This is a genomic window from Thalassotalea euphylliae (assembly GCF_003390335.1).
GTDB lineage: Bacteria > Pseudomonadota > Gammaproteobacteria > Enterobacterales > Alteromonadaceae > Thalassotalea_F > Thalassotalea_F euphylliae_B.
On the sequence record NZ_QUOU01000001.1, the window covers coordinates 3,560,119 to 3,582,433 of the forward strand.

18 protein-coding genes and 1 tRNA gene are annotated in these 22,315 nt (G+C 43.0%); 14 read left to right on the plus strand and 5 right to left on the minus strand.

The window, feature by feature from the left end:
• Nucleotide 1: 1 nt before the first annotated feature.
• Nucleotides 2–646: a FlgO family outer membrane protein gene (locus DXX93_RS15670; protein WP_116001046.1), complete on the minus strand. Its 645-nt coding sequence runs from the start codon at nucleotides 644–646 to the stop codon at nucleotides 2–4.
• A 266-nt stretch (nucleotides 647–912) separates the two neighbouring features.
• Between DXX93_RS15670 and DXX93_RS15675 the strand changes: the two genes are divergently transcribed.
• The 3 genes from DXX93_RS15675 to DXX93_RS15690 all read left to right on the plus strand — a co-directional run bounded on the left by DXX93_RS15675 (nucleotide 913) and on the right by DXX93_RS15690 (nucleotide 2,884).
• A complete protein-coding gene (locus DXX93_RS15675; protein ID WP_116008917.1) occupies nucleotides 913–2,079 on the plus strand; it encodes a flagella assembly protein FlgT in 1,167 nt (388 codons plus the stop codon).
• 79 nt (nucleotides 2,080–2,158) lie between these two features.
• Nucleotides 2,159–2,235, plus strand: a tRNA-Arg gene (locus DXX93_RS15680).
• 388 nt (nucleotides 2,236–2,623) lie between these two features.
• Nucleotides 2,624–2,884, plus strand: a complete 261-nt coding sequence (locus tag DXX93_RS15690) for a hypothetical protein (RefSeq protein ID WP_116008919.1) — start codon at nucleotides 2,624–2,626, stop codon at nucleotides 2,882–2,884.
• Nucleotides 2,885–2,974: 90 nt separating this feature from the next.
• Here the strand turns inward: DXX93_RS15690 and DXX93_RS21025 are convergent, their stop codons facing one another.
• Together DXX93_RS21025 and DXX93_RS15695 are read right to left on the minus strand one after the other, a co-directional pair.
• Complete coding sequence (locus DXX93_RS21025) at nucleotides 2,975–3,109, minus strand: hypothetical protein (RefSeq protein WP_258872686.1); 135 nt, start codon at nucleotides 3,107–3,109, stop codon at nucleotides 2,975–2,977.
• A gap of 105 nt (nucleotides 3,110–3,214) precedes the next feature.
• Entirely contained in the window at nucleotides 3,215–4,141 is a 927-nt protein-coding gene (locus DXX93_RS15695; RefSeq protein WP_116008920.1) for a 2-hydroxyacid dehydrogenase, read from the minus strand.
• A gap of 398 nt (nucleotides 4,142–4,539) precedes the next feature.
• On the opposite strand from DXX93_RS15695, the gene tkt reads away from it, so the two are divergent.
• The 7 genes from tkt (at nucleotide 4,540) to DXX93_RS15730 (ending at nucleotide 12,809) form a co-directional block, all read left to right on the plus strand.
• A complete protein-coding gene (tkt, locus tag DXX93_RS15700) occupies nucleotides 4,540–6,522 on the plus strand; it encodes a transketolase (protein WP_116008921.1) in 1,983 nt (660 codons plus the stop codon).
• Between the two features lie 99 nt (nucleotides 6,523–6,621).
• A complete protein-coding gene (epd, locus tag DXX93_RS15705) occupies nucleotides 6,622–7,638 on the plus strand; it encodes an erythrose-4-phosphate dehydrogenase (protein WP_116008922.1) in 1,017 nt (338 codons plus the stop codon).
• 51 nt (nucleotides 7,639–7,689) lie between these two features.
• Nucleotides 7,690–8,868 carry a phosphoglycerate kinase gene (locus tag DXX93_RS15710; RefSeq protein ID WP_116008923.1) on the plus strand — a complete coding sequence of 393 codons (1,179 nt, stop codon included), beginning with the start codon at nucleotides 7,690–7,692 and terminating at the stop codon, nucleotides 8,866–8,868.
• Between the two features lie 130 nt (nucleotides 8,869–8,998).
• Nucleotides 8,999–9,319, plus strand: a complete 321-nt coding sequence (locus DXX93_RS15715; RefSeq protein ID WP_116008924.1) for a hypothetical protein — start codon at nucleotides 8,999–9,001, stop codon at nucleotides 9,317–9,319.
• Between the two features lie 689 nt (nucleotides 9,320–10,008).
• Nucleotides 10,009–10,920 carry a fructose bisphosphate aldolase gene (locus DXX93_RS15720; protein ID WP_116008925.1) on the plus strand — a complete coding sequence of 304 codons (912 nt, stop codon included), beginning with the start codon at nucleotides 10,009–10,011 and terminating at the stop codon, nucleotides 10,918–10,920.
• A gap of 274 nt (nucleotides 10,921–11,194) precedes the next feature.
• Nucleotides 11,195–12,025 (plus strand): mechanosensitive ion channel family protein, encoded by an 831-nt coding sequence (locus DXX93_RS15725; protein ID WP_116008926.1) that lies wholly within the window; start codon nucleotides 11,195–11,197, stop codon nucleotides 12,023–12,025.
• Nucleotides 12,015–12,809 carry a DUF481 domain-containing protein gene (locus DXX93_RS15730; RefSeq protein WP_116008927.1) on the plus strand — a complete coding sequence of 265 codons (795 nt, stop codon included), beginning with the start codon at nucleotides 12,015–12,017 and terminating at the stop codon, nucleotides 12,807–12,809. Before DXX93_RS15725 ends, DXX93_RS15730 begins: the two co-directional genes overlap by 11 nt.
• A gap of 174 nt (nucleotides 12,810–12,983) precedes the next feature.
• On the opposite strand, the gene DXX93_RS15735 is transcribed toward DXX93_RS15730, so the two are convergent.
• On the minus strand, nucleotides 12,984–14,954 hold the full coding sequence (locus DXX93_RS15735; RefSeq protein ID WP_116008928.1) for a methyl-accepting chemotaxis protein: 1,971 nt from the start codon (nucleotides 14,952–14,954) through the stop codon (nucleotides 12,984–12,986).
• Between the two features lie 261 nt (nucleotides 14,955–15,215).
• Here DXX93_RS15735 and DXX93_RS15740 point away from each other — a divergent pair, with 261 nt between their 5' ends.
• Nucleotides 15,216–15,737: a peroxiredoxin gene (locus DXX93_RS15740; protein WP_116008929.1), complete on the plus strand. Its 522-nt coding sequence runs from the start codon at nucleotides 15,216–15,218 to the stop codon at nucleotides 15,735–15,737.
• A 104-nt stretch (nucleotides 15,738–15,841) separates the two neighbouring features.
• On the opposite strand, the gene DXX93_RS15745 is transcribed toward DXX93_RS15740, so the two are convergent.
• On the minus strand, nucleotides 15,842–17,437 hold the full coding sequence (locus DXX93_RS15745; protein WP_116008930.1) for an isocitrate lyase: 1,596 nt from the start codon (nucleotides 17,435–17,437) through the stop codon (nucleotides 15,842–15,844).
• Nucleotides 17,438–17,704: 267 nt separating this feature from the next.
• On the opposite strand from DXX93_RS15745, the gene DXX93_RS15750 reads away from it, so the two are divergent.
• From DXX93_RS15750 to DXX93_RS15760, 3 genes are all read left to right on the plus strand, one after another.
• Complete coding sequence (locus DXX93_RS15750) at nucleotides 17,705–18,640, plus strand: LysR family transcriptional regulator (protein WP_116008931.1); 936 nt, start codon at nucleotides 17,705–17,707, stop codon at nucleotides 18,638–18,640.
• A gap of 317 nt (nucleotides 18,641–18,957) precedes the next feature.
• Nucleotides 18,958–21,120 (plus strand): malate synthase G, encoded by a 2,163-nt coding sequence (locus tag DXX93_RS15755; RefSeq protein WP_116008932.1) that lies wholly within the window; start codon nucleotides 18,958–18,960, stop codon nucleotides 21,118–21,120.
• A gap of 563 nt (nucleotides 21,121–21,683) precedes the next feature.
• Nucleotides 21,684–22,232, plus strand: a complete 549-nt coding sequence (locus DXX93_RS15760; protein WP_116008933.1) for a hypothetical protein — start codon at nucleotides 21,684–21,686, stop codon at nucleotides 22,230–22,232.
• Nucleotides 22,233–22,315: the final 83 nt, after the last annotated feature.

The following is a 22,315-nucleotide window of genomic DNA, read 5'->3' on the forward strand; positions in this document are numbered from 1 at the left end:
ACTATTGCTGTATACGAACCGCACGAGCTTCTTCAGCCAAGTTTTCACTGGTGCGAATAATCATACCGTCTTTAAGTCGAACGTTTTCATCACGGTAGACTTCATCACCAATCACCCATTTTGGGATAAATGATTGTGCACTGGCGACAACGACACGAGACTGCATACCTATCATACGAGCATTCACTAATATGCCAGTTTCTTGCTCCATCATGGTTCCGGTGACGACATAGTCAATAATTTGTCGCTCAGGCAGCTCTTTCCAATCGCGACTAAAGACGTAATCGCCATCTTTCGTTACGCGAATATGACCTGTTGTCTTGTAGTCAATGACCACCATGCCGTGACGCTGCAATTCGTGAACAAAGTTTTCCGATAGCTGATTACCTAACCAATTTGTTGACTCAAGATCTTCTAAGTTAACAAACGACGTAACTGCTATGGGTGTTTTCGGAGAAACAAATGAACTATGCTCCAGCATTTGATATGCCAGCCCTCTTACCACATCGTTAATGGCGTGCTTAGGCAGATCGAAACTGTCTATCTCATCCATTTTCTGATGGCTGACACTGTAAAAATCTTGCTCACTATTCATTGAGCACGAGGCCAGTAAAGGAATACAGGCTGCTAATAGCCAATTTTTCATTGAGACACCTCAATTATTACTACAAGTTTAACGTTGACTTCTTGGCTTAGGAATATGCACGAAGTGCGCCAACTATTCTTACCATTAAGTATTATTGATTAAAGAGGCATAATTCATGCTTATCCATTTTAAAATGTATGCTTTTATTTAAATACCGCCTAAAAACTGGCACAGGCAAACTAAAAGCTGCAAATACTTTTTACTTGATTAACTATTAGCTCACACTATTTTGTGAATGTGAGCAAAGATCAGTTGGATTACTCGTTATGCGCATTTTAGCACTATTCACCTTACTTTTAACGTCAGCCATCAGCAGTGCTCAGTGGTACGAATCACAAGGCACGGCTTATATAGTCAATAATGATCGTGACAGCGCTCGTTCAGAAGCCATGGAAAATGCTTTAAAAAAAGCTTTGCTGGTTGCCGGCGCATCGGTGAGTAGCGCACAACAAGTTGTTAATGGTTTACTGACCCAAGATGAGCTAAACATTCGCGCCAGTGGCACCGTCAATTCCATTGAGTTAGTAGAGGAGAGCTACCAAAATGATATGCTCAAAGTGACGATTCGCGCTGATATATTTCCACAAGAGCAACAATGTTTTGCCGCCGACTTCAAAAAGTCTATGCTAGTGACCAAAGCCCAATTGCTTCATCGTGAACAAGCAAATGTCGGCCAAATATATGACTTAGATAAAAAATTAGTCGCTCGTTTTGCCGATAAGCTTCGCCAGCAAGGGCAATACATAGATATCAAGTTGGCACATAAAAGCAGTATTCCATTTAGTCGCTACAATCGCAGTTTTGACCAAGAGAAAATTAAATACTTAGCCGTTGAACTTGGTCAACGCTTTGACACTCAGTTTGTACTTTTTACCGAAGTTAGCGATGTATCTTTTGGCCAGCAAGTGTTAAACCAATGGCAGTTCTGGCAAGAAGATAATTTTGACCGCCACTTTGACACAGCCTTCTACATCTACAGTACCGACAATGGTGAGCTACTTTGGGATAGCCACTACCAAAACAAAGCACCTTGGACATTCGGTAAGCGTAATATTATTGACCTAAGCAGCCAAAACTTTTGGCAAAGCGCTTATGGCAGAATGATAGATCGGACACTAGACGATGCTTTACTCGATATTGATGAAAGCTTAATGTGCCAACAAACACGTGCGCGTATCGTCAAAGTGCAAGGCAATGAAGTTATCGTGAACGTAGGGAAACGCCAGGGCGTTAAATTAGGCGATGAATTCTCATTACTTCATCTCAATAGCTTCACCAGTGATCAAGGAAAGATGTATTCAGGCTATAACGTCAGTAGCCATATGGTGAAGGTTAGTGAAGTATTTCAAGACAGCGCTGTCGCTGTTGCCACAAATCAAAACCTGCTGAGTAATATTCAAATTAACGATTTAGCCGTTAAACGTGAGCAATAGTAACGGTTTTATAAATTTGCGTTTTACTGTTCACCAAGCATTGTAAACTATTGATAAACAGTTTAAATTCAACTGAGCTGTCTCTGTAGCTCAGTTGGATAGAGCATTCGCCTCCTAAGCGAAGGGTCGCAGGTTCGACTCCTGCCAGAGACGCCATCCTTTCCACTCTCAATTAAAACCCAGTTTTTTTGATCTACACCATGTGGCTATAACTTGTCACTAATACTCTGTATCCAGCCGACATAAACAGCCTAATTTTCGTTTGAGAAAATCAATAAAGGCCATCAATAACAAGTATTAGGCACGAAAATAAAGTAAAAGATTTAACACTGTTTTGCATACCTCAGCATAAAACCAAGCCCTTACCATAATCATTAGTTTTTCTAATGACCAACCAGCAATTTTATTTGTTTGTTTAATCACCATTTGATCTAGATAATGCGCGTCGAATTTAGCCACTAAGACAATAGAAAGTGGCAACGACTAGTAACCTGACGATTATTAACCTTAAACTATTAACCTAACGATGGAGTAACACACACTAATGAACCCGCTATTCTTTGACGCACTAAGCTGGATTGGGCTGGCCTTATGTATCGGTGCTTTTTTTATCAAAGATATACTAATGCTAAGACTGGCGACCTTGGTTGGGTGTGTGTTGATGGGCGTATATTACACGCATATAGATGTAGCACAGGGTATGGTATCAAACGTTGTTATCGTTGCGATTAATGCCTTTTACTTATTAAAGCGTAACGAACGTAACAACAAAGTTGCCCCCCCGTTAGAGTGTTCAAGTAGCTAAGCTGTCTCAAGGCAGCTCAACTAAAGCGCAACATCACCAAAAATTAAAAAGCCCCAAAAATTGGGGCTTTTTAATGTAACAATCGACTACTCATTCTGATTGTTCTATCACGACTTCCGTATCATCGGCAACCGATGAGTTACTTAGCACTGCCGACACTGCCAACACAAAAACAGCAGCAATAACAGTAGTAAGTTTAAATCCTTTAGAGCTTGGTTTATTCATACGCAAACCTACTTACTAAGTTGTTTATTATTGTTATTACTTAATAACCCTAAAAACTTATCTGAATATAATCGACATTTCAATCATTTATTTGCACACTGCAAATTAGTAGCCTCTATTTACATCGACTTGATTATTTAATGCCTTGCCAAGTGTGAATCGCCGATAATTTTCAGCAATTTGTTGAACAACTTCACCTTGGTCAGTAATAGCGGATATATGTGGTGTAATCGTTAGTTGAGGAAGCTGCCAAAAAGGATGATGCTCAGGTAAAGGCTCTTGTTTAAAGACATCAAGCGCAGCGCCTGCGATGTCAGCACTGTTTAGTGCATTAATCAGCGCCTGTTCGTCAACGGTATTTCCTCGACCAACATTGATAAAGTAGCCTTGCTCTGGCATGGCAGTGAACAACGCCTCGCCAATGACATCATTCGTTTGCGTGGTTGCCGGCAGCACTGAAATGACAACATCGGCATTTTTTACGCTGTCAATTAACTGCTCCATGCCAACATAGCTTGTGCAGATATAGTCAGCCTCCTTGAGCGACTGACTCCAAGTGCTGACTTGATAGCCGTTAAGGTGAAGTTTACGAGCAACTGCTAAACCAATTTCACCTGCGCCTAATATCGTCACATGGTTACCCACGTTTCGGCGTTTGAATATCCATTGTCCTTCTTGCTGAGCTCGCCAGTAGGTTTGCATATTGCGCTGATGATTCAATATTGTCGCTAATACATAGTCTGCCATTTGTGCCGACAAACTCGGATCGACGATTCTGGTAATATTGAGCACGCTTGGACGGTTCATGTCGTAAACTAGGCCATCCACCCCTGCCCCCAGAGAAGAGACTACCTGTAGATGAGGAAGGTGTGACCAAAGTTCACTTGGTTGCTGCCAGCAAACTGCAAACTTAACATCAGCGCCAGCCTCATACTCATGCCAATTTCTAACCTCAACATTGGGTAGTTGTGTTTTCAAGGCATTGATCAATGTTTTGGCACTACGGTTTGAAATAGCAATTGCTATAGACATTCTTGTTTCTGCCCCCTATGTTTCAATCATGTGATTTTAACGCTATCGCTTACGTATTCTTCAATTTACGACAACGGTTTCTCTTTCAAAAGTTGTTACTTTGCCAATGTCACTTGCTCAATATACCAGTTTATTCGGTTTTAACCTGCTAAGCCCCGTATTATTAGCAGCTAAAATTCAGCGCTATGGCTAACAGTAAGCAGCCTGATTGCCCATAAAAGTCAAAAGCTTGCATTACAGCTGCTTAGTCAAATTTTAGCGGTTGTGTTTCAGATCATATTTTATCTCGAAAAATTATGAGAATTGCCCGAAATTCATTTGCAGTGGCGATGATGCTGAGCGAGAATACTGCTCACTTCAAGCAATTCGAATTTTCAAGAAATTAAGTAGGAGCATATATGCCATCGCGTCAACAACTGGCCAATGCAATTCGTGCGTTAAGTATGGATGCCGTTCAAAAAGCTAAATCAGGACATCCAGGTGCCCCAATGGGTATGGCGGATATCGCAGAGGTTCTCTGGCGTGATTTTCTAAAGCACAACCCAGCCGATCCTAACTGGGCTGATCGTGACCGTTTCGTGTTATCAAACGGCCATGGCTCTATGCTTATTTACTCACTATTGCATTTAACTGGCTATGACTTACCCATGTCAGAGCTAGAAAACTTTCGCCAGCTTCATTCAAAAACACCAGGTCATCCTGAATACGGTTACACGCCGGGCGTTGAAACAACTACAGGCCCATTAGGCGCAGGTATTTCAAATGCAGTCGGTATGGCTATTGCGGAAAAAACCCTAGCCGCACAATTTAACCGCGAAGATCACGATATTGTTGATCACTTCACCTACTGTTTCTTGGGTGATGGCTGTTTGATGGAAGGTATTTCTCACGAGGCCTGTTCATTAGCCGGTACCTTAGGTTTAGGCAAGCTAATTGCATTTTGGGATGACAACGGTATTTCTATTGATGGTCATGTTGATGGCTGGTTCACGGAAGACATTCCTGCTCGTTTTGAGTCATACGGCTGGCACGTAATTCGCGATGTTGATGGTCACGACTCTGTAGCTGTAGCTAACGCGATTGAAGCGGCGCAAGCTGAAACGGACAAGCCAACTATGATTTGTTGTAAAACCATTATCGGTTTTGGCTCACCCAATAAATCAGGTAGCCACGACTGTCACGGTGCCCCACTAGGTGATGATGAAATTGCCGCTGCACGTGAATTCTTAAACTGGCCACATGCGCCGTTTGAAATTCCAGAAAATATTGCTGACGCTTGGAACCAAACGGAAAAAGGTACGGGTGCACAAGCAAGCTGGAATGACAAATTTGCCGCTTACCAAGCAGCACACCCTGAATTAGCAGCAGAATACGAGCGCCGTGTATTAAAAGGTGAACTACCTGCTGAGTTTGAAGAAAAAGCCAACGCCTTTATCCAAGAGTGTCAGGAAAAATCTGAAAACATCGCATCACGTAAAGCGTCACAAAATGCCATTGAAGCCTTTGGTGCTCTACTGCCTGAATTAATTGGTGGCTCTGCTGATTTGGCTGGCTCTAACCTAACTTTATGGTCTGGCTCAAAAGGTATTCAAGACGATCCTGCTGGCAACTACATTTTCTACGGTGTACGTGAGTTTGGCATGAGCGGTATTATGAATGGTATTTCATTGCACGGTGGTTTTATTAACTACGGCGCAACCTTCATGATGTTTATGGAATATGCACGTAACGCGGTACGTATGTCGGCATTGATGGGTATTCAAAATATCTTCGTTTACACTCATGACTCAATTGGTCAAGGTGAAGATGGCCCAACGCATCAGCCTATCGAGCAGCTAACTAATTTACGTACGACACCAAACATGGTGACTTGGCGCCCGGCTGATGCAACCGAAGCAGCAACGGCTTGGAAGCACGCGGTCATTCGTCAAGATGGCCCAACTTCACTCGTATTTTCTCGTCAAGGTTTACCAGCATTAGCCCGCTCAGCGTCACAAGTCGCTGATATTGAGCGTGGTGGTTACATCTTAAAAGACAGTGTTGGCGTGCCTGAAGCTATCTTAATTGCCACTGGCTCTGAAGTTAGCCTAGCGATGGCGGCGGCTGACCAGTTGGGTGAGAACGTACGTGTTGTATCTATGCCATCAACTAACGTATTCGATGCGCAAGATAGCGATTACAAAGAAAGTGTACTACCAAGTGCGGTCACTAAGCGTGTTGCCATTGAAGCGGCGCACACAGACTTCTGGTACAAATACGTTGGCTTTGCTGGTGGCGTTGTTGGTATGACAACATTCGGTGAATCTGCACCAGGCGGTGATTTATTCAAGCACTTCGGTTTCACCGTTGAGAATGTTGTAAATACCGTAAATAGCTTATAATCACGCATTATTTGCTATGGCGCTGGCGAATTTGCCAAAAACTGATTTACCAGCGCCAACTTTTCTACCACCTACGTCATTAACACATGTCGATAAGCTATGCCGATAAATATTGCGATTAACGGTTTTGGCCGCATAGGCCGAAGCGTCGCACGCGCCCTCTTTGAAACGGGCCGCCAATCGCAACTGAATTTAGTTGCGATAAATGAACTAGCCGATGCCAAAGGTATCGCCCATCTACTAAAATACGACACAACTCACGGCCGCTTTCCTTTTGCTGTCAATTACGAAGGTGACAATTTAATTGTCGCTGGTAGTAAAATAGCGATTAGCCACGAGGCCGATCTCGCAAAGCTCACGTGGCAAACACAACAAATTGATATCGTGCTTGATTGTACAGGGAAGTTTGATAGCCAAGCACATGGCCAACAACATATTGCACAAGGTGCGAAAAAAGTACTTTACTCGCATCCTGCCAGTCACGATATTGACCAAACGATTATCTACGGTATTAACCACCAGCAATTAATTGCGAGTGACAATGTGGTTTCTAACGGCTCTTGCACAACTAACTGTATTGTTCCGGTGATTAAGGTACTCGACGACGCCTTTGGCGTTGAAAGTGGCGCGATTACAACAATTCATTCGTCAATGCACGACCAGCAAGTTATCGACGCATACCACCCAGACTTGCGCCGAACAAGGGCGGCAAGCCAATCAATCATTCCCGTTGATACCAAGCTAGCCTTGGGTATTGAGCGTATTTTGCCTGAGCTAAAAGGCCGTTTTGAAGCAATTGCCGTGCGCGTTCCCACTATCAATGTTACCGCAATGGATTTGAGTGTTACCGTCAATACCGATGTGAGTATTGATGATATCAACCAAGCAATTATGGCCGCACAGCAAAATGGTTTGGCAGGTATTTTGGGCTATACCCAAGAGCCACTTGTTTCCGTTGATTTTAATCACGATCCACACTCGTGCATTGTCGACGGCACACAAACACGCGTCAGCCATAAGCGCTTAGTGAAAATGTTGGTGTGGTGTGACAACGAATGGGGATTTGCCAACCGTATGCTAGACACCGCTAGCGAAATGGCAAAATTGATTAAATAAAACATACAACAAGTTAACGATTACAAAGATAAACACAAGCTGGAGCTTATAATGTCAGTCATCAAAATGAGTGAATTAACACTAAAAGATAAACGCGTTTTGATCCGCGAAGATCTGAACGTACCAGTCAAGGACGGTAAAATTACGTCTGATGCCCGTTTAAGAGCTGCCTTACCCACACTTAAATTAGCTTTAGACGCTGGTGCAAAAGTGATGGTGATGTCTCACTTAGGCCGCCCCACAGAAGGCGAATACGATGAAGCCTTTTCACTACAACCTGTTGTCGATTACCTGGCAGCAGCGCTTGAGCGCCCTGTTCGTTTAGTGAAAGATTACTTGGATGGCGTTGAACTAGACGCTGGTGAGCTGGTCGTCTTTGAAAATATTCGATTCAATGTTGGCGAGAAGAAAAACGATGACGCGCTTGCAAAACAATTAGCCGCGCTATGCGATATTTATGTCATGGATGCCTTTGGCACCGCACACCGCGCGCAAGCAAGTACACACGGTGTTGCCAAGTTCGCACCTGTTGCCTGTGCAGGTCCCTTATTAGCAGGTGAACTTGAAGCGCTCGGAAAAGCACTCGATAACCCGGCTCGTCCGCTAGTTGCCATCGTTGGTGGTTCAAAAGTATCAACCAAATTAACCGTGTTAGATTCACTGTCTAAAGTAGTTGACCAACTTGTTGTTGGTGGCGGTATCGCCAATACCTTTATCGCAGCGGCGGGCCACCAAGTAGGTAAATCTCTCGTTGAAAACGACCTAATCGACGAAGCGAAGCGCTTAACTAGCGAAGCACAGGCCAATAACGGCGATATTCCAGTACCGACAGATGTTGTGGTTGGCAGCGAGTTTTCAGAAGATGCAGTCGCGACATTAAAGCCTGTATCTGAAGTGGCTGATACTGATATGATCTTCGATATTGGCCCAGACTCAGCAAGTGCACTTGCTGAATTACTAAAATCTGCGGGCACCATTGTTTGGAATGGCCCCGTTGGCGTATTTGAATTTGACCAATTTGGCGAAGGAACGAAAACCATTGCCAATGCAATTGCTGAAAGCAACGCCTTTTCCATTGCAGGTGGTGGTGATACCTTAGCGGCGGTAGATAAGTATAATATTGCAGACAAAGTATCCTATATTTCTACAGGTGGTGGCGCATTTTTGGAATTCCTTGAAGGGAAGAAGCTACCTGCCGTTGCTATTTTAGAAGAGCGCGCTAAGAGTTAATTTATGTTGGGCTGATGCACTAGGCTCTACCTTGTACTAGGCTGAATTGTTTACTTTAGTTTACAACGTAGAGGGCTAGTGCATATACTGTTGCTAGGAACGTATTTTAACTAACCAAGGAAAGGTAAGAATGATCCCTACCGCATTAAAGCGTTACGGAGGCATTGCCGCAAAAATCTATGCTGCGGCAAATCTCCTCTATAAAGAATTCGTAAAAAACGAGCAAGACGCAAATAAAATTTATCGCTCAGTATACCCCACGTTGGCCACCATGCATGGAAAGTACGGTCGAACTTCTAAAGAATTTAGTCAATTACTGAATGTACTCGCAGCATTAGCGCCACTAGGTGCCAAAAGAAGTAACTTTAAGCGTAAATATATTGAAAATCAGGATGGCTGGAGACAATTACCGAAAGATCCAGACAATATTCCTTTCGGCTACTGGTGGTAAGCATGAACATACATAGGCTAAAGTGGAAATTATTTTTTTTAGTCATCTGTGTGTTTATGGCCACTTCTATTTATGACTCAATAACTGTACCCGACATTATTGCTCCAACTCACCCAGCAATAGTATCTAGCTTACTTTTACTTAGTGAGCTAATGATTCTAATATCATCTTTTTGCTATGCATTCGAACGAAAATATCTTCCTTTCAGGCGCCTATGGCAGTCAGTCATTACAATCTATATCGCGTCCAATACTCTCGCTTTGTACTATGAGTACCTCAATAGAGCCAACGGTTATGATACGTATGAAATGATTACTCATGCGAGCATTATGGCAGTGATAGTTACGATTTTACTGTCCCCAACCTATTTATACTTAAAGAAGGACTTAGCAAGCTAACTAGAATTATTTGCTTACATTCATCTTGAACATTAGATGCGAGCTAAAATTTGTCCATACCTGCGCCAGCCATTATTGGACAACACAATTATCTATATTAATGACTGCTATTTGTAAATTTCTATTGTTATAATTTGCCGATTATTTATAGGAAGCAACCCCAAAGGTTTGCCTTTCCCACATCTCTACCAAAAACATTGAGTTAGATTAGAGAATTATGCAATTAAAAGCGGAATAATAAGAGCGGAAAACCGCCTTTACGAAAAACACAATTAATACGGAGCACACCCCATGTCTGAAATTAAGCGTTCAGCTGAACAAAACGCTATGTTAACGAAAGTAACCTCTCAACCTGGCTTTATTGCAGCACTTGATCAAAGTGGCGGCAGTACGCCAAAAGCCTTAAAGCTTTATGGTGTTGAAGAAAACGAATACAGCAATGATGAGCAAATGTTTGATATGGTGCATCAAATGCGTACTCGCATTATCACTAACTCAGCATTTACTGGTGAGCGTGTTTTAGGCGCAATTTTGTTTGAAAACACCTTAGATCGTGAAATCGAGGGTATGCCGAGTGCACAATACTTGTGGCAAGAAAAAAATGTTGTGCCTTTTTTGAAGGTTGACAAAGGTTTAGCTGACGAAGCACAAGATGTACAAGTGATGAAGCCAATGCCTGAGCTAGACGCACTGTTAGACAAAGCAGTTGCGCAAAACGTGTTTGGTACCAAAATGCGCTCGGTGATCAAAATGGCTAATGCGCAAGGTATTGCTGCTGTGGTAGAACAGCAATTTGCCGTTGCTAAACAAATTATCGCGAAAGGCTTAGTCCCAATCATCGAGCCAGAAGTTGATATTAACAGCCCACAAAAAGCGGAAGCAGAAGCGCTATTGCGTGATGAGCTAATCAAACACTTAAATGCCCTAGCTGATGATGAACTAGTGATGTTAAAGCTCACTCTACCTTCAGCGGCAAATTTCTACGCTGACTGTGTTGCCCATAAAAACGTGGTGAAAGTTGTGGCGTTAAGCGGTGGCTACGCTCGTGAAGAAGCAAACCAAAAAGTGAGTGAAAACGCAGGCATGATCGCCAGTTTCTCACGCGCATTAACTGAAGGTTTAAGTGCCAAGCACTCTGACGAAGAGTTCACGACACAATTAGATCAAGGTATCGAAAGCATCTACCAAGCATCTATTACATAATCTAAAGTAAAGCTAAAGTTACCCTAATTAGCTTTGTTGCAAATGCCACCTGAATCGGTGGCATTTTTGTTTCAGTCATTTATCGGGCGCTATTAAATTCAAATAAGTCCAGCACTCAAAACAGCGACTTTTTCTGCCAGAAATAGCCTGTTTTAATCGTTAACACACCTGTAAGCTCATTTTTTATACTACCCTTTTACAAACCAGACTATTATCATGGGTTTGGCAGTAATACTTGGATATAATTCACCAATAATAAAAATGGAGCAAAGTTATGGAAAGTATCACTAACTGGATCACCAATAATCAAGAACTAATGATCAGTTTTGGCATTAAGCTCGTTGTCGCTATTGTCATTCTAATCGTCGGTAAACTCGTTGCTCGCCTTGTGAGTAAAGGGGTGAGCAAGATCCTCGAACATAAATCGGTCGACCAAGCGGTTATTTCGTTCGTTGCCAGCCTTGTTTATGGCATTGGCATTGCGATTGTCTTTATCATCGCTATCTCCCATTTAGGCTTTAATACCTCATCACTTGTTGCCATTGTTGGTGCCGCCGGTTTAGCGGTAGGCCTAGCACTGCAAGGCTCACTCTCTAATTTTGCATCAGGCGTGTTATTAATTAGCTTTAGACCATTTAAAGCGGGCGATTTTGTTGAAGTGGGTGGCGTTGCAGGCATTGTTGAAGAAATACTTATTTTCTCTACCAAATTGAGAACCGGTGATAACAAGACCGTAATTATTCCCAACGGGGCTATCACCAGTGGTACCATTACTAATTACTCAACCAAACCGACTCGCCGCATTGATTTAGTCATTGGCGTTAGCTATGACGCTAATCTAGCTGATGCACGAAAAGTGCTCGCAGATGTAGTCGCGGCCGACGAGCGTGTGCTCAAAGACCCTGCCGTCACCATAGGCGTTTCAGAGCTGGCAGATAGTGCTGTTAATATTGTCGTTCGCCCTTGGGTTAAATCTGCGAATTACTGGCCAACTTACTTCGATTTGATGGAAAACATTAAAGTCGCCCTAGATCAGGCAAATATCGAAATTCCTTACCCACAAGTAGCCTTACACATGAATAAAGAGGACCAAAATGAAAGTTAAACTAGTTGCCATTGCATTAGGCAGTGCAGTTTTTTCCAATGCACTTTATGCAGAAGAGCAACCCAAAAGCCCAGAAAACGAATATAAAGCATCCGCAGAATTCGGTTTTCTATTTAAAACCGGTAATAGCAAAAGTGGCGATGTTAAAACGGCTTTTGATTTTGAGCATAAGTACGACAAGTGGACAAGTTTGGTCAAAGCGAACTTGCTATACCGCAAGACGGAAGTCGATGTAGTCGATGATCAAGGCAACACTGACGAGGATTTTGAAACCAGCGATCAAAAACTCAATATTAACGCTCAAACTAACTATGCCATGGAAGCTGACGGTAACAACTATATGTACGGCAGCGTTGGCTATATTGACGACCGCTTTAGTAGCTTTGAATACCAAGGTACGGTATCTGCGGGTTGGGGTAAAAAGTGGTATGAAACAGAAAAAGCATCGCTTTTTGCTGATATAGGCCCCGGTTTTAAGCGTGATCGTCTGCGTGCAACAGACACACAATCTTCTGAAAACGAAGACTCTTTCATCGTGCAGGCACAAGCGTTGTACAAACGTCAAATCAATGAGCATGTTGAGTTCAAGCAAATTTTGCGAGCTTCACAAGCATTTGGCAGTGATGAAAACAGCGTTTACCGCGCCGAAACGTCAATTACGACAAAGTTAATTGAAACCTTAGCAATGAAGTTTTCGTTTATAGTTGACCACAATACCGAGGTCGATGAAGGTAAAGACAAAACCGACACAGAAACGGCCATCACGCTGGTATACAGTTTCTAGTCGCACTGTTGTCAGTACGAGTCATTATAAAAGTAAAAAGCTGGATGTTTTGCATCCAGCTTTTTTATGTCGTTTGACTATGCGCCCCTGCGTAGCTAGCTATTTACTTATTTATCAAAGAAATAGCGATAAAGCCTCCACGTTGACAGCCATAGGATTGTGACAAAAGCTCGACTACACTTTAAACTGTAAGCTTAATTGGTTGAGCTGCACCGCTATTTCACTGATGTTTTGGCTTGCGGCAGTAACTTGGTTAGCACTTGCCGAATTTTGATAAGCGACATCATTGATTGCTGTAATGTTTTGGTTTATCTCTTCACAAACACCCGCTTGTTGCTCAACAGCACTGGCAATAAGCTCAGCCTTTTCCAAAATACTGTCAATCTCTTGGTGAATCGTATTAATGGCTTCACCCGTCAAATTGGCATTTTTCAAGGTGTTGTCCGCAGTCTCGTGGCTTGCCGCCATGACCGTTACTGCCTGTTGAGATGAGGTCTGTAAGTTACTGATCATCTCTTCGATACTCTTAGTCGACTCTTGTGTTTTTTCGGCCAAGGTTCGCACTTCGTCAGCGACGACGGCAAACCCTCGCCCTTGCTCACCGGCTCTCGCCGCCTCAATTGCCGCATTGAGCGCCAGTAAGTTCGTCTGCTCAGCAATACCGCGAATAACCTCTAAAACGGCACTAATACTATGCGATTCTTGTTCAAGTGCGATGATGACATCATGTGCTTCGCCAATTTCTTTATCCAACTGGTTAATATCAGTAATCGTGTGCTGCAACTGTTGATTAGAACTAGCCGACTGTTGCTGCGCTGTTTGCACTGAACTCGCCACTTGCGAAGCATTCTCAGCAACGTTATTGATACTCGCCGACATTTCTTGGATCGCAGTAGCGAGTTGCTCGATGTTTTGTTGCTGCTCCCCCAAGTTTCTCGAGGTATCCATACTGGCAGCGCTGCACTCTTCTGAGGAGCTTGCCAGCATATTACTATCGTCAATAATATCGCTGATCATTGCTTTTAAGCGTTCAGACATCTTGTACATAGCTTGGTATACGCCACTTGTTGAGTTTGTCTGTTCAAACTCCATGGTTAAGTCACCATCGGCAATGGTATTGGCAATGACCATCATGTCTTCTGGCTCACCACCGAGTGGGCGAGTGATTGTTCGCGCAATATAAAATGCAACCGCGATAACGACCGCAACACAAACCGAAACCAAGAGCGCAATATTCATGTATAACTGATCGACAGCTTCAAATGCTTCAGCGACATCAATCTCTGATAATAGCGCCCAGCGAATACCGTGCACATCAATTGGCGTATAAGCGGAAAGTACAGGGTTACCGTTGTAATCGATAATTTCTTGCGCGCCAGTTTCACCTGCAATGGCTAAATTAGCGGCGATGGTATCAACACCATTATTGGTAACATTACCGGCAAAAGAGGCCTTTACCGTATGCCCCTTAGGATCAAGATATGAGTCAGAGCGCATCAGTAAGTCGCTCCCCACGAGATAACTTTCGCCCGTTTCTCCCATACCTGAACGCTGCTGCATTATGTTGTTAATACTCTCAATCGATAGTTGCAAGGCAATAATCAGTCGTTCACCGGCAACTTCAACGGGCAAACTAATAAAGCTGGCAGGCTCGTCATTACTCGGTGCGTAACGACTAAAGTCTTCCATCGCAAAGATTTGGTTATTCAAACTGCTCTTAAATACGCGTCCCAAGCCGGAGTTGGCATACGGTCCGCTGATTAAGTTACTTTGATAATCCACTTCTCGAGTAACGGTATAAAACACGTCACCGCTTTGGTTAATCAGAAAGAGATCATAGTAGCCATAAGCTTCGATAAAGCGCGCGAAGTAATCTTGATAGCTATGGGCGACGTCACTAAGCGTTTGATTGGGTTTATCAAGTAGCTTAACAACATTCATTGCCAGCACCTCGATGTCTCCTTTGCGTTCACCAAAGTAACTGGTTATTTGTGACTTTTTGATATCTCTAACCGAGATTAATTGCGCAAAACCTTGTTGCTCTAGTGAGCCTGTTGAAATGTAAATCGCGATAAAACTGATGGTTAACGCGGGAATTAACGCCACTATTAAAAAAATGAGCGTGAGTTTATTTTTTAAATTCATCGTTAATCCTTGTCGGATGAAAACGTTCTCAATGGTGATTAATACCATTGAACCTTTGGAATAAAATGCCAATCGATGGCAATTTGCGCAGATGATAATCACTATTCACAGTTTTATCAAAAAAAACTTTCCAATTGGTCAGGATAATGATTCATGCTATGTACTCACATATATACATAGGCTATTGCAAGATATGACATTTCTCCTATGGTTAAGGTAGACTTCAATCGCAATAATTCAATAAAGAGTAAGGAAAATAAAATGAGTAACCTTGTCCCACAAGTGACCTTTAAAACCCGTGTACGTGATGAAGCTGTTGGTGGAGAGAACCCATTTCGCTGGCAAGATTTAACAACAGACGATATTTTCAAAGGCAAGAATGTTGTCATTTTTTCATTGCCGGGTGCTTTTACACCAACGTGTTCAAGCACCCACTTGCCGGGTTATGAAGCAAACTTCGAAAAACTACAAGCACTCGGCGTTGACGATGTTTACTGCTTGAGCGTCAACGACGCGTTTACTATGTACCAGTGGTCGAAGCGTTTAAATGCTGACAACGTAAAAATGTTACCTGACGGCAACGGTGATTTTACTCGCCTGATGGGTATGTTGGTGAAGAAAGAGAACCTTGGCTTTGGTGATCGCTCATGGCGCTACTCAATGCATGTGGTTGATGGCGAAATTAAGCAAATGTTTGTTGAGCCAGGCAAAATGGATAACTGCCCTACTGACCCATTTGAAGTGAGTGATGTGGAAACTATGTTAGCTTACTTGTCTAAATAAAAGGCTTACGACTACCTAGGTAAAAGTAAAACGCTAACCTTTAGATATAAAAAAGCCGTTTAGGGTTGGGACTAAACGGCTTTTACCTAAGCTATACTACTATCTTAGCCAAACTGGTTCATGGTGTTGTCTTTACCACCAGCTTTTAATGCAGCTTCCCCAGCGAAGTATTCTTTGTGATCATCACCGATGTCAGAACCGGCCATGTTTTGGTGTTTAACACATGCAATACCTTGGCGGATTTCTTTACGCTGAACACCTTTCACGTAACCTAGCATACCTTGCTCACCGAAGTACTCTTTCGCTAAGTTATCCGTAGATAACGCCGCAGTGTGGTAAGTAGGAAGCGTGATTAAGTGGTGGAAAATACCTGCTTCACGTGCTGCATCAGCTTGGAAGGTACGGATTTTCTCATCCGCTGCTGCTGATAATTCGCTCTCGTCGTACTCAGCACTCATTAAGTTAGCACGCTCGTAAGCTGATACATCTTTACCTTCTTCAGACCAAGCATCGAATACTTGCTGACGGAAGTTTAGTGTCCAGTTGAATGAAGGCGAGTTGTTGTAAACAAGCTTCGCATTTGGCACAACTTCACGAATGCGGTTAACCATGCCACCGATTTGACCAACGTGTGGCTTCTCAGTTTCAATCCACAGTAAGTCTGCACCGTTTTGCAATGATGTAATACAGTCAAGTACACAGCGATCTTCACCTGTACCTTGGCGGAATTGGAATAAGTTACTTGGTAAACGCTTAGGACGAAGTAGCTTGCCACCACGGTTAATGACAACATCACCGTTCGCCATATCTGCTACATCAACTTCTTCACAGTCAAGGAAAGCGTTGTATTGGTCGCCTAAATCGCCTGGCTCAGTGGTGTATGCGATTTGCTTCGTTAGGCCAGCACCTAATGAGTCAGTACGAGCAACGATAACACCGTCGTCAACACCAAGCTCTAAGAATGCGTAACGGACTGCGCGGATTTTTGCTAAGAAGTCTTCGTGTGGCACCGTCACTTTACCGTCTTGGTGACCACATTGCTTCTCGTCTGATACTTGGTTTTCGATTTGGATACAACACGCGCCTGCTTCAATCATTTTCTTAGCAAGTAAGTAAGTTGCTTCTGCGTTACCAAAGCCTGCATCGATATCAGCGATAATTGGCACAACATGCGTTACATGGTTGTCGATCTTGTCTTGGATTTCAGCAGCTTTAGCGCTGTCACCGGCATCACGAGCATCATCTAATTCGCGGAATAAACCACCTAACTCACGCGCATCTGCTTGACGTAAGAAGGTGTAAAGCTCTTCGATAAGACCAGCTACAGAAGTTTTCTCATGCATTGACTGATCAGGTAATGGGCCGAAGTCTGAGCGAAGTGCTGCAACCATCCAACCAGAGAGGTATAGGTAGCGACGATCAGTGTTTTCGAAGTGCTTTTTAATCGAAATCATTTTTTGCTGACCGATGAAACCGTGCCAACAACCTAATGACTGAGTGTACTGGCTAGGGTCTTTGTCATATGCTTCCATATCCTTGCGCATAATCGACGCAGTATATTTCGCAATGTCTAAACCAGTTTTGAATTGGTTTTGCAAACGCATACGCGCTGCATACTCTGGGCTAATAGCGTCCCAACCTTGGTTTTGAGTTGCTTTTAAGCTTGCTAATTGCTCGATGTTTTCATTGTAGCTAGACATAGGTATACCCTTCTCTTCTGTCTGTTAAATTCTTTACTGCGTTAATTGTTATTCTTAACGCTTGTTAACCATCCTATGCCAGCAACAACCAATCAACATAATTTATACACTTTATCACTACCATTCACATAAACTATGCACAAGCATGATTCGAAGAGCCTAAGGCATACCTTAAAAGAATAGCACTAGATTTCAATCAAGTGTTTACAAACGAAAACAAGACAAATATATTCAATATAAATAACAAAACCCCAAAGGATATATTTGGTGAATATTTCTAAAATAGATCTAAATTTACTTATCTACTTAGACGTTCTGTTGCGCGAGAAAAACGTGACCCGAGCAGCGAGTCAGCTAAATATCACCCAACCTGCCATGAGCAATGGCCTAAAGCGTTTACGCAATCTATTTAACGATCCGATCTTAGTGAGAACGTCTGATGGTATGGTGCCGACTGAACGCGCCCGCTCACTGTCTCCCGTTATCCGAAAAATTCTTTTGGAATTAGAAGAAGCGCTGCAAGGTGAAGAAGATTTTAATCAAGAGCATAGCCAACGCGTATTCCGTATTATGGCAAGTGACTATGCCGCTTCAACCTTGTTACCTAAGCTTTTGAAAAAAATTAATAAAATCGCACCCAATGTCACTATGGATATCATGACGCCGAGTGACGTTAATTTCCACGATGTGGAAGCTGGCAAAATTGATATGGCCATTAACCGCTTTGACGAGCTGCCACAATCCTTTCACCAAAAAACGGTGTGGCGCGATAGCTTCTCTTGCTTGCTGAGCGCAGATAATGAAGTGGTCGCCAAATTCAACCTCAATAGCTACTTAGCCTCAAAACATGTTTGGGTGTCGAAAACCGGCTTTGGTGTCGGCGTTGGTATGGATCCTAAAGACGTGCAAAAGCTGGGCTGGGTTGATGAAGCCTTGTCTCGTCTAGGTAAAAAGCGTGATATCAAAGTCTTTACCCGTAACTATCACGTTGCGATGCAATTGGCGTATGAAGACGATTTAATTGCCACCTTACCAACCAAGGCTGCACTGCTACACAAAGACGATGCTAACTTTACGATTGTCAAACCGCCGTTTGACATACCAGACATCGAACTCAAAATGATTTGGAGCCCACTGCTACACCATGATGCCAGCCATATTTGGTTCCGCCAATTGGTCATGGAAGCCGCAGCGGACTGCTAAACTGATTAGCAACAGCTAATACAAAGAGTACTTCACATAAGAAAGTACGATTGTGGCCATAACCCAATCGTGCTTTTTCTTCAAATGTTAACAACAATCAAATATAACCTAATTCAATAGCAAAAATAAAAATCAAAAATAAAAGTTATAAAGGTCAACAAAAAATAATTTAAACCATTGTTTTATATATCCTTTAAGTATTTACTCAGTAAAAATCCAGCAATTATATTTAGATTATTTATATTTAAGCACTTGCGATTATAACCTTGAGTGAATAGATTCTATTATCATCAATAAATAGAAGTGATGTAATCGCCATGAGTGAACGTATTTCCCAATTTGGTTTACAAGTTTCAAATGAACTTTACCAATTTATCGAACAACAAGTATTACCTTTAACCACTTACGAATCAGCAAACTTTTGGCAAGGTGCTGCCAATATTATTCATGACTTAGCGCCGCGCAACAAAGCACTGCTAGACAAACGCGAGGCACTGCAATCGCAGATCGACCAATGGCATCAAGACAACGATTACAGCGTTGAGACATTTGCCGATTACAAAAGCTTCCTAACGGACATAGGCTATATCGAGACTCAAGTCGCCGATTTTACCGTTGATACCGACAAGGTTGATGCGGAGCTCGCCACTATGGCCGGCCCGCAGTTAGTTGTCCCCATTATGAATGCACGTTTTGCACTCAATGCGGTAAACGCTCGTTGGGGCAGTTTATACGATGCACTTTATGGCTCAGACCTTATTCCGGCAGAGGCCGAGCAAGCCAAAGGGTATGATCCCAAGCGCGGTGCTAAAGTGATTGCATTTGCCAAGCACTTTCTCGATGAAAGCCTACCGCTTACACAAGGTAGCCACAGCGATGTTACCCAATATCAAATTGTTGACGGTGCATTGCATGCGACGTTATCAGATGGTGCGCAAGTTAGACTGCAAGCGCCAGATGCCTATGTTGGCCAAGCACAACATTCAAGCGACAATCACAGCTATCTATTAAAGCATAACGAGTTGCTCATTGAATTGTGTTTTGATCAACAAAGCCCGATCGCCCAGCAAGACAAGGCACAATTGTCTGACGTATTACTTGAGTCGGCGTTAACCACAATCATGGATTGTGAAGATTCAGTGGCCGCAGTAGACGCCGCTGACAAAGTCTTGGCATACAGCAATTGGCTAGGGCTAATTAAAGGTGACTTAACAGAGCAAATCAGCAAAGGTGGTAAAACAATCACCCGCAGCATGAACCCAAACAAGGAGTTCACAGGTGCAGACGGCCAAGCACTTAGCGTTAAAGCGCGCAGTGTCATGTTTGTCCGCAATGTAGGTCATTTAATGACAAACAATGCCGTGCTCGACAAAGAGGGTCAAGAAGTACCAGAAGGTATTTTAGACGCCATAGTTACCAGTCTCATCGGCAGCTTAGATATTCAAGGTGAATTTTCGGGCCAAAACTCTAAAGAAGGCTCTATCTATATCGTCAAACCTAAAATGCACGGCAGTGAAGAAGTTGCGTTTGCCAACGAGTTATTTGAACGCGTTGAGCAAATGCTGTCACTACCCGCCAATACCATCAAAATGGGTATTATGGATGAAGAACGTCGAACTAGCTTGAACCTGAAAAACTGTATTTACCAAGCAAAATCACGCGTTGTCTTTATCAACACTGGCTTCTTAGACAGAACCGGCGATGAAATTCACACTTCAATGCTCGCTGGCCCAATGACACGTAAGAATGATATCAAGCTGACACAGTGGATTGGTGCTTACGAACAAAATAATGTCGATGTCGGTTTGCAGTGTGGTCTAAATGGCCGCGCACAGATTGGTAAAGGTATGTGGCCAGTACCAGACAATATGAAAGACATGTACGAAGCGAAAATTGGCCATGTTAAATCAGGCGCGAATACCGCTTGGGTGCCATCGCCAACGGCAGCGACCATTCACGCCCTGCACTATCATCAAATTAGTGTGGCAGAGCTTCAGCAAACACTGAAAACGCGCACACCAGCTAACATTGACGATATTTTGAAAATTCCACTAGCAGAGTCAACCGATTGGAGTGAAGAAGAAATCACCCAAGAGCTTGATAACAACGCACAAGGCATCTTGGGCTATGTTGTTCGCTGGATTGACCAAGGTGTTGGTTGTTCAAAGGTACTGGATATCAACGATGTTGGTCTGATGGAAGACCGCGCGACCTTGCGTATTTCCAGTCAACATATTGCTAACTGGCTCAAGCACAGTATTTGCACCCAAGCGCAAGTGATGGCCAGTATGCAGAAAATGGCTAAGGTTGTTGATCAACAAAACCAAAGTGATCCTCTGTATGTGCCGATGGCAAAGAACTTCGACACTAGCGTCGCATTTAAAGCCGCTTGTGACTTAGTCTTCAAAGGTGATGTTCAGCCTTCTGGTTACACTGAACCATTGCTACATCACTACCGTCAGGTGCATAAATCCGCGTAAAAAATAACGCTGTTTTTTTAGAAAATACCGAGTGATTTACTCGGTATTTTTATTTGTATCGCTTGTTACCTAGCCAGCTCTTACAGTGGCTCCTTTGGGTTTTGTTACAACGAAAGCACGCTACCTTAAAAAGCGTTAGCACAGTGTAATTACTCACTATTTGAGGAACTAATTTACACCTTCACAATCCAAAAAGGACAATGAGAATAAAGCGTTAGCGAATGCGTGGTAACGTCACTTGCTCGTCACTTGCTTGATATAGTTACCCCTTACGTTAACCCTTACAGCACTGTCGATAAAATTAAGGAATAAGCGCCTAAAGCTGAGCATACATTGAGTGCTTTGCGACTTGTCTCAGTATAGTGACCATTCGTCCCATTACACTCGCGCAATAGCTGGTAACAATTTATAGTAAAATTGTGCAATTTATTTACAGTCAGGTTATTTAAAGCAAAGGCATTTGCAACAAAAGCATTTAAACAAGCGCCTTTTTGAGCATAGAGGTTTTGAGACAAGCGTTGTAACAACAGAGCCTTTTAAACATTCGGTTTGAGGATAAGATGATGAACACCAAACTAAAAGGAATCACTAGCGCAGCCGCGGTAAGTATGATTGGTTTATGTTTTGCCGTGTCACACGCAGCTCCTACGCTTAACCATGCTCAACAATTACACGACAAAGCACAAAATAAAGCACAAACCGAAAAGTACGTTGTCTACCAGCAAGTTGCGATCAAATACGCGCCAACTAGCCTCCCCCAGCACAAGCATCATCAAAACCTACTGAGTAATAGCGGTACCACTTTTCTCGTGACTGACCCCTTATTTCACACGCCAGCATTTGCACAAAGGTTCGATAAGCCATTACTACAGGTGCCAATTGTACGAGTGCCCATTGGCATGAAACGAATCGGCGCAGAAACAGAGCTTAAACCCAAGCCGCCAAAAACAAACGATTTTTTGACGCTAGCGACTGTACTCAATGACAAGCTACAGCAACTCATTGCGAAATTTACCCATAGCTCACCCAGTTATTCGGTTAATGAGCATGGTCAGATGGCATTAAACAAGCCTTCTAATGAAACCTGTAAAGGTAAGAAAGCGCGTTTTTAAGCCGCAGTAAACCATGAAACCAGAAATGCCACACTATTTTGTGTGGCATTTTTGTTAACAGACCTTATCGATTCAAACGGCGT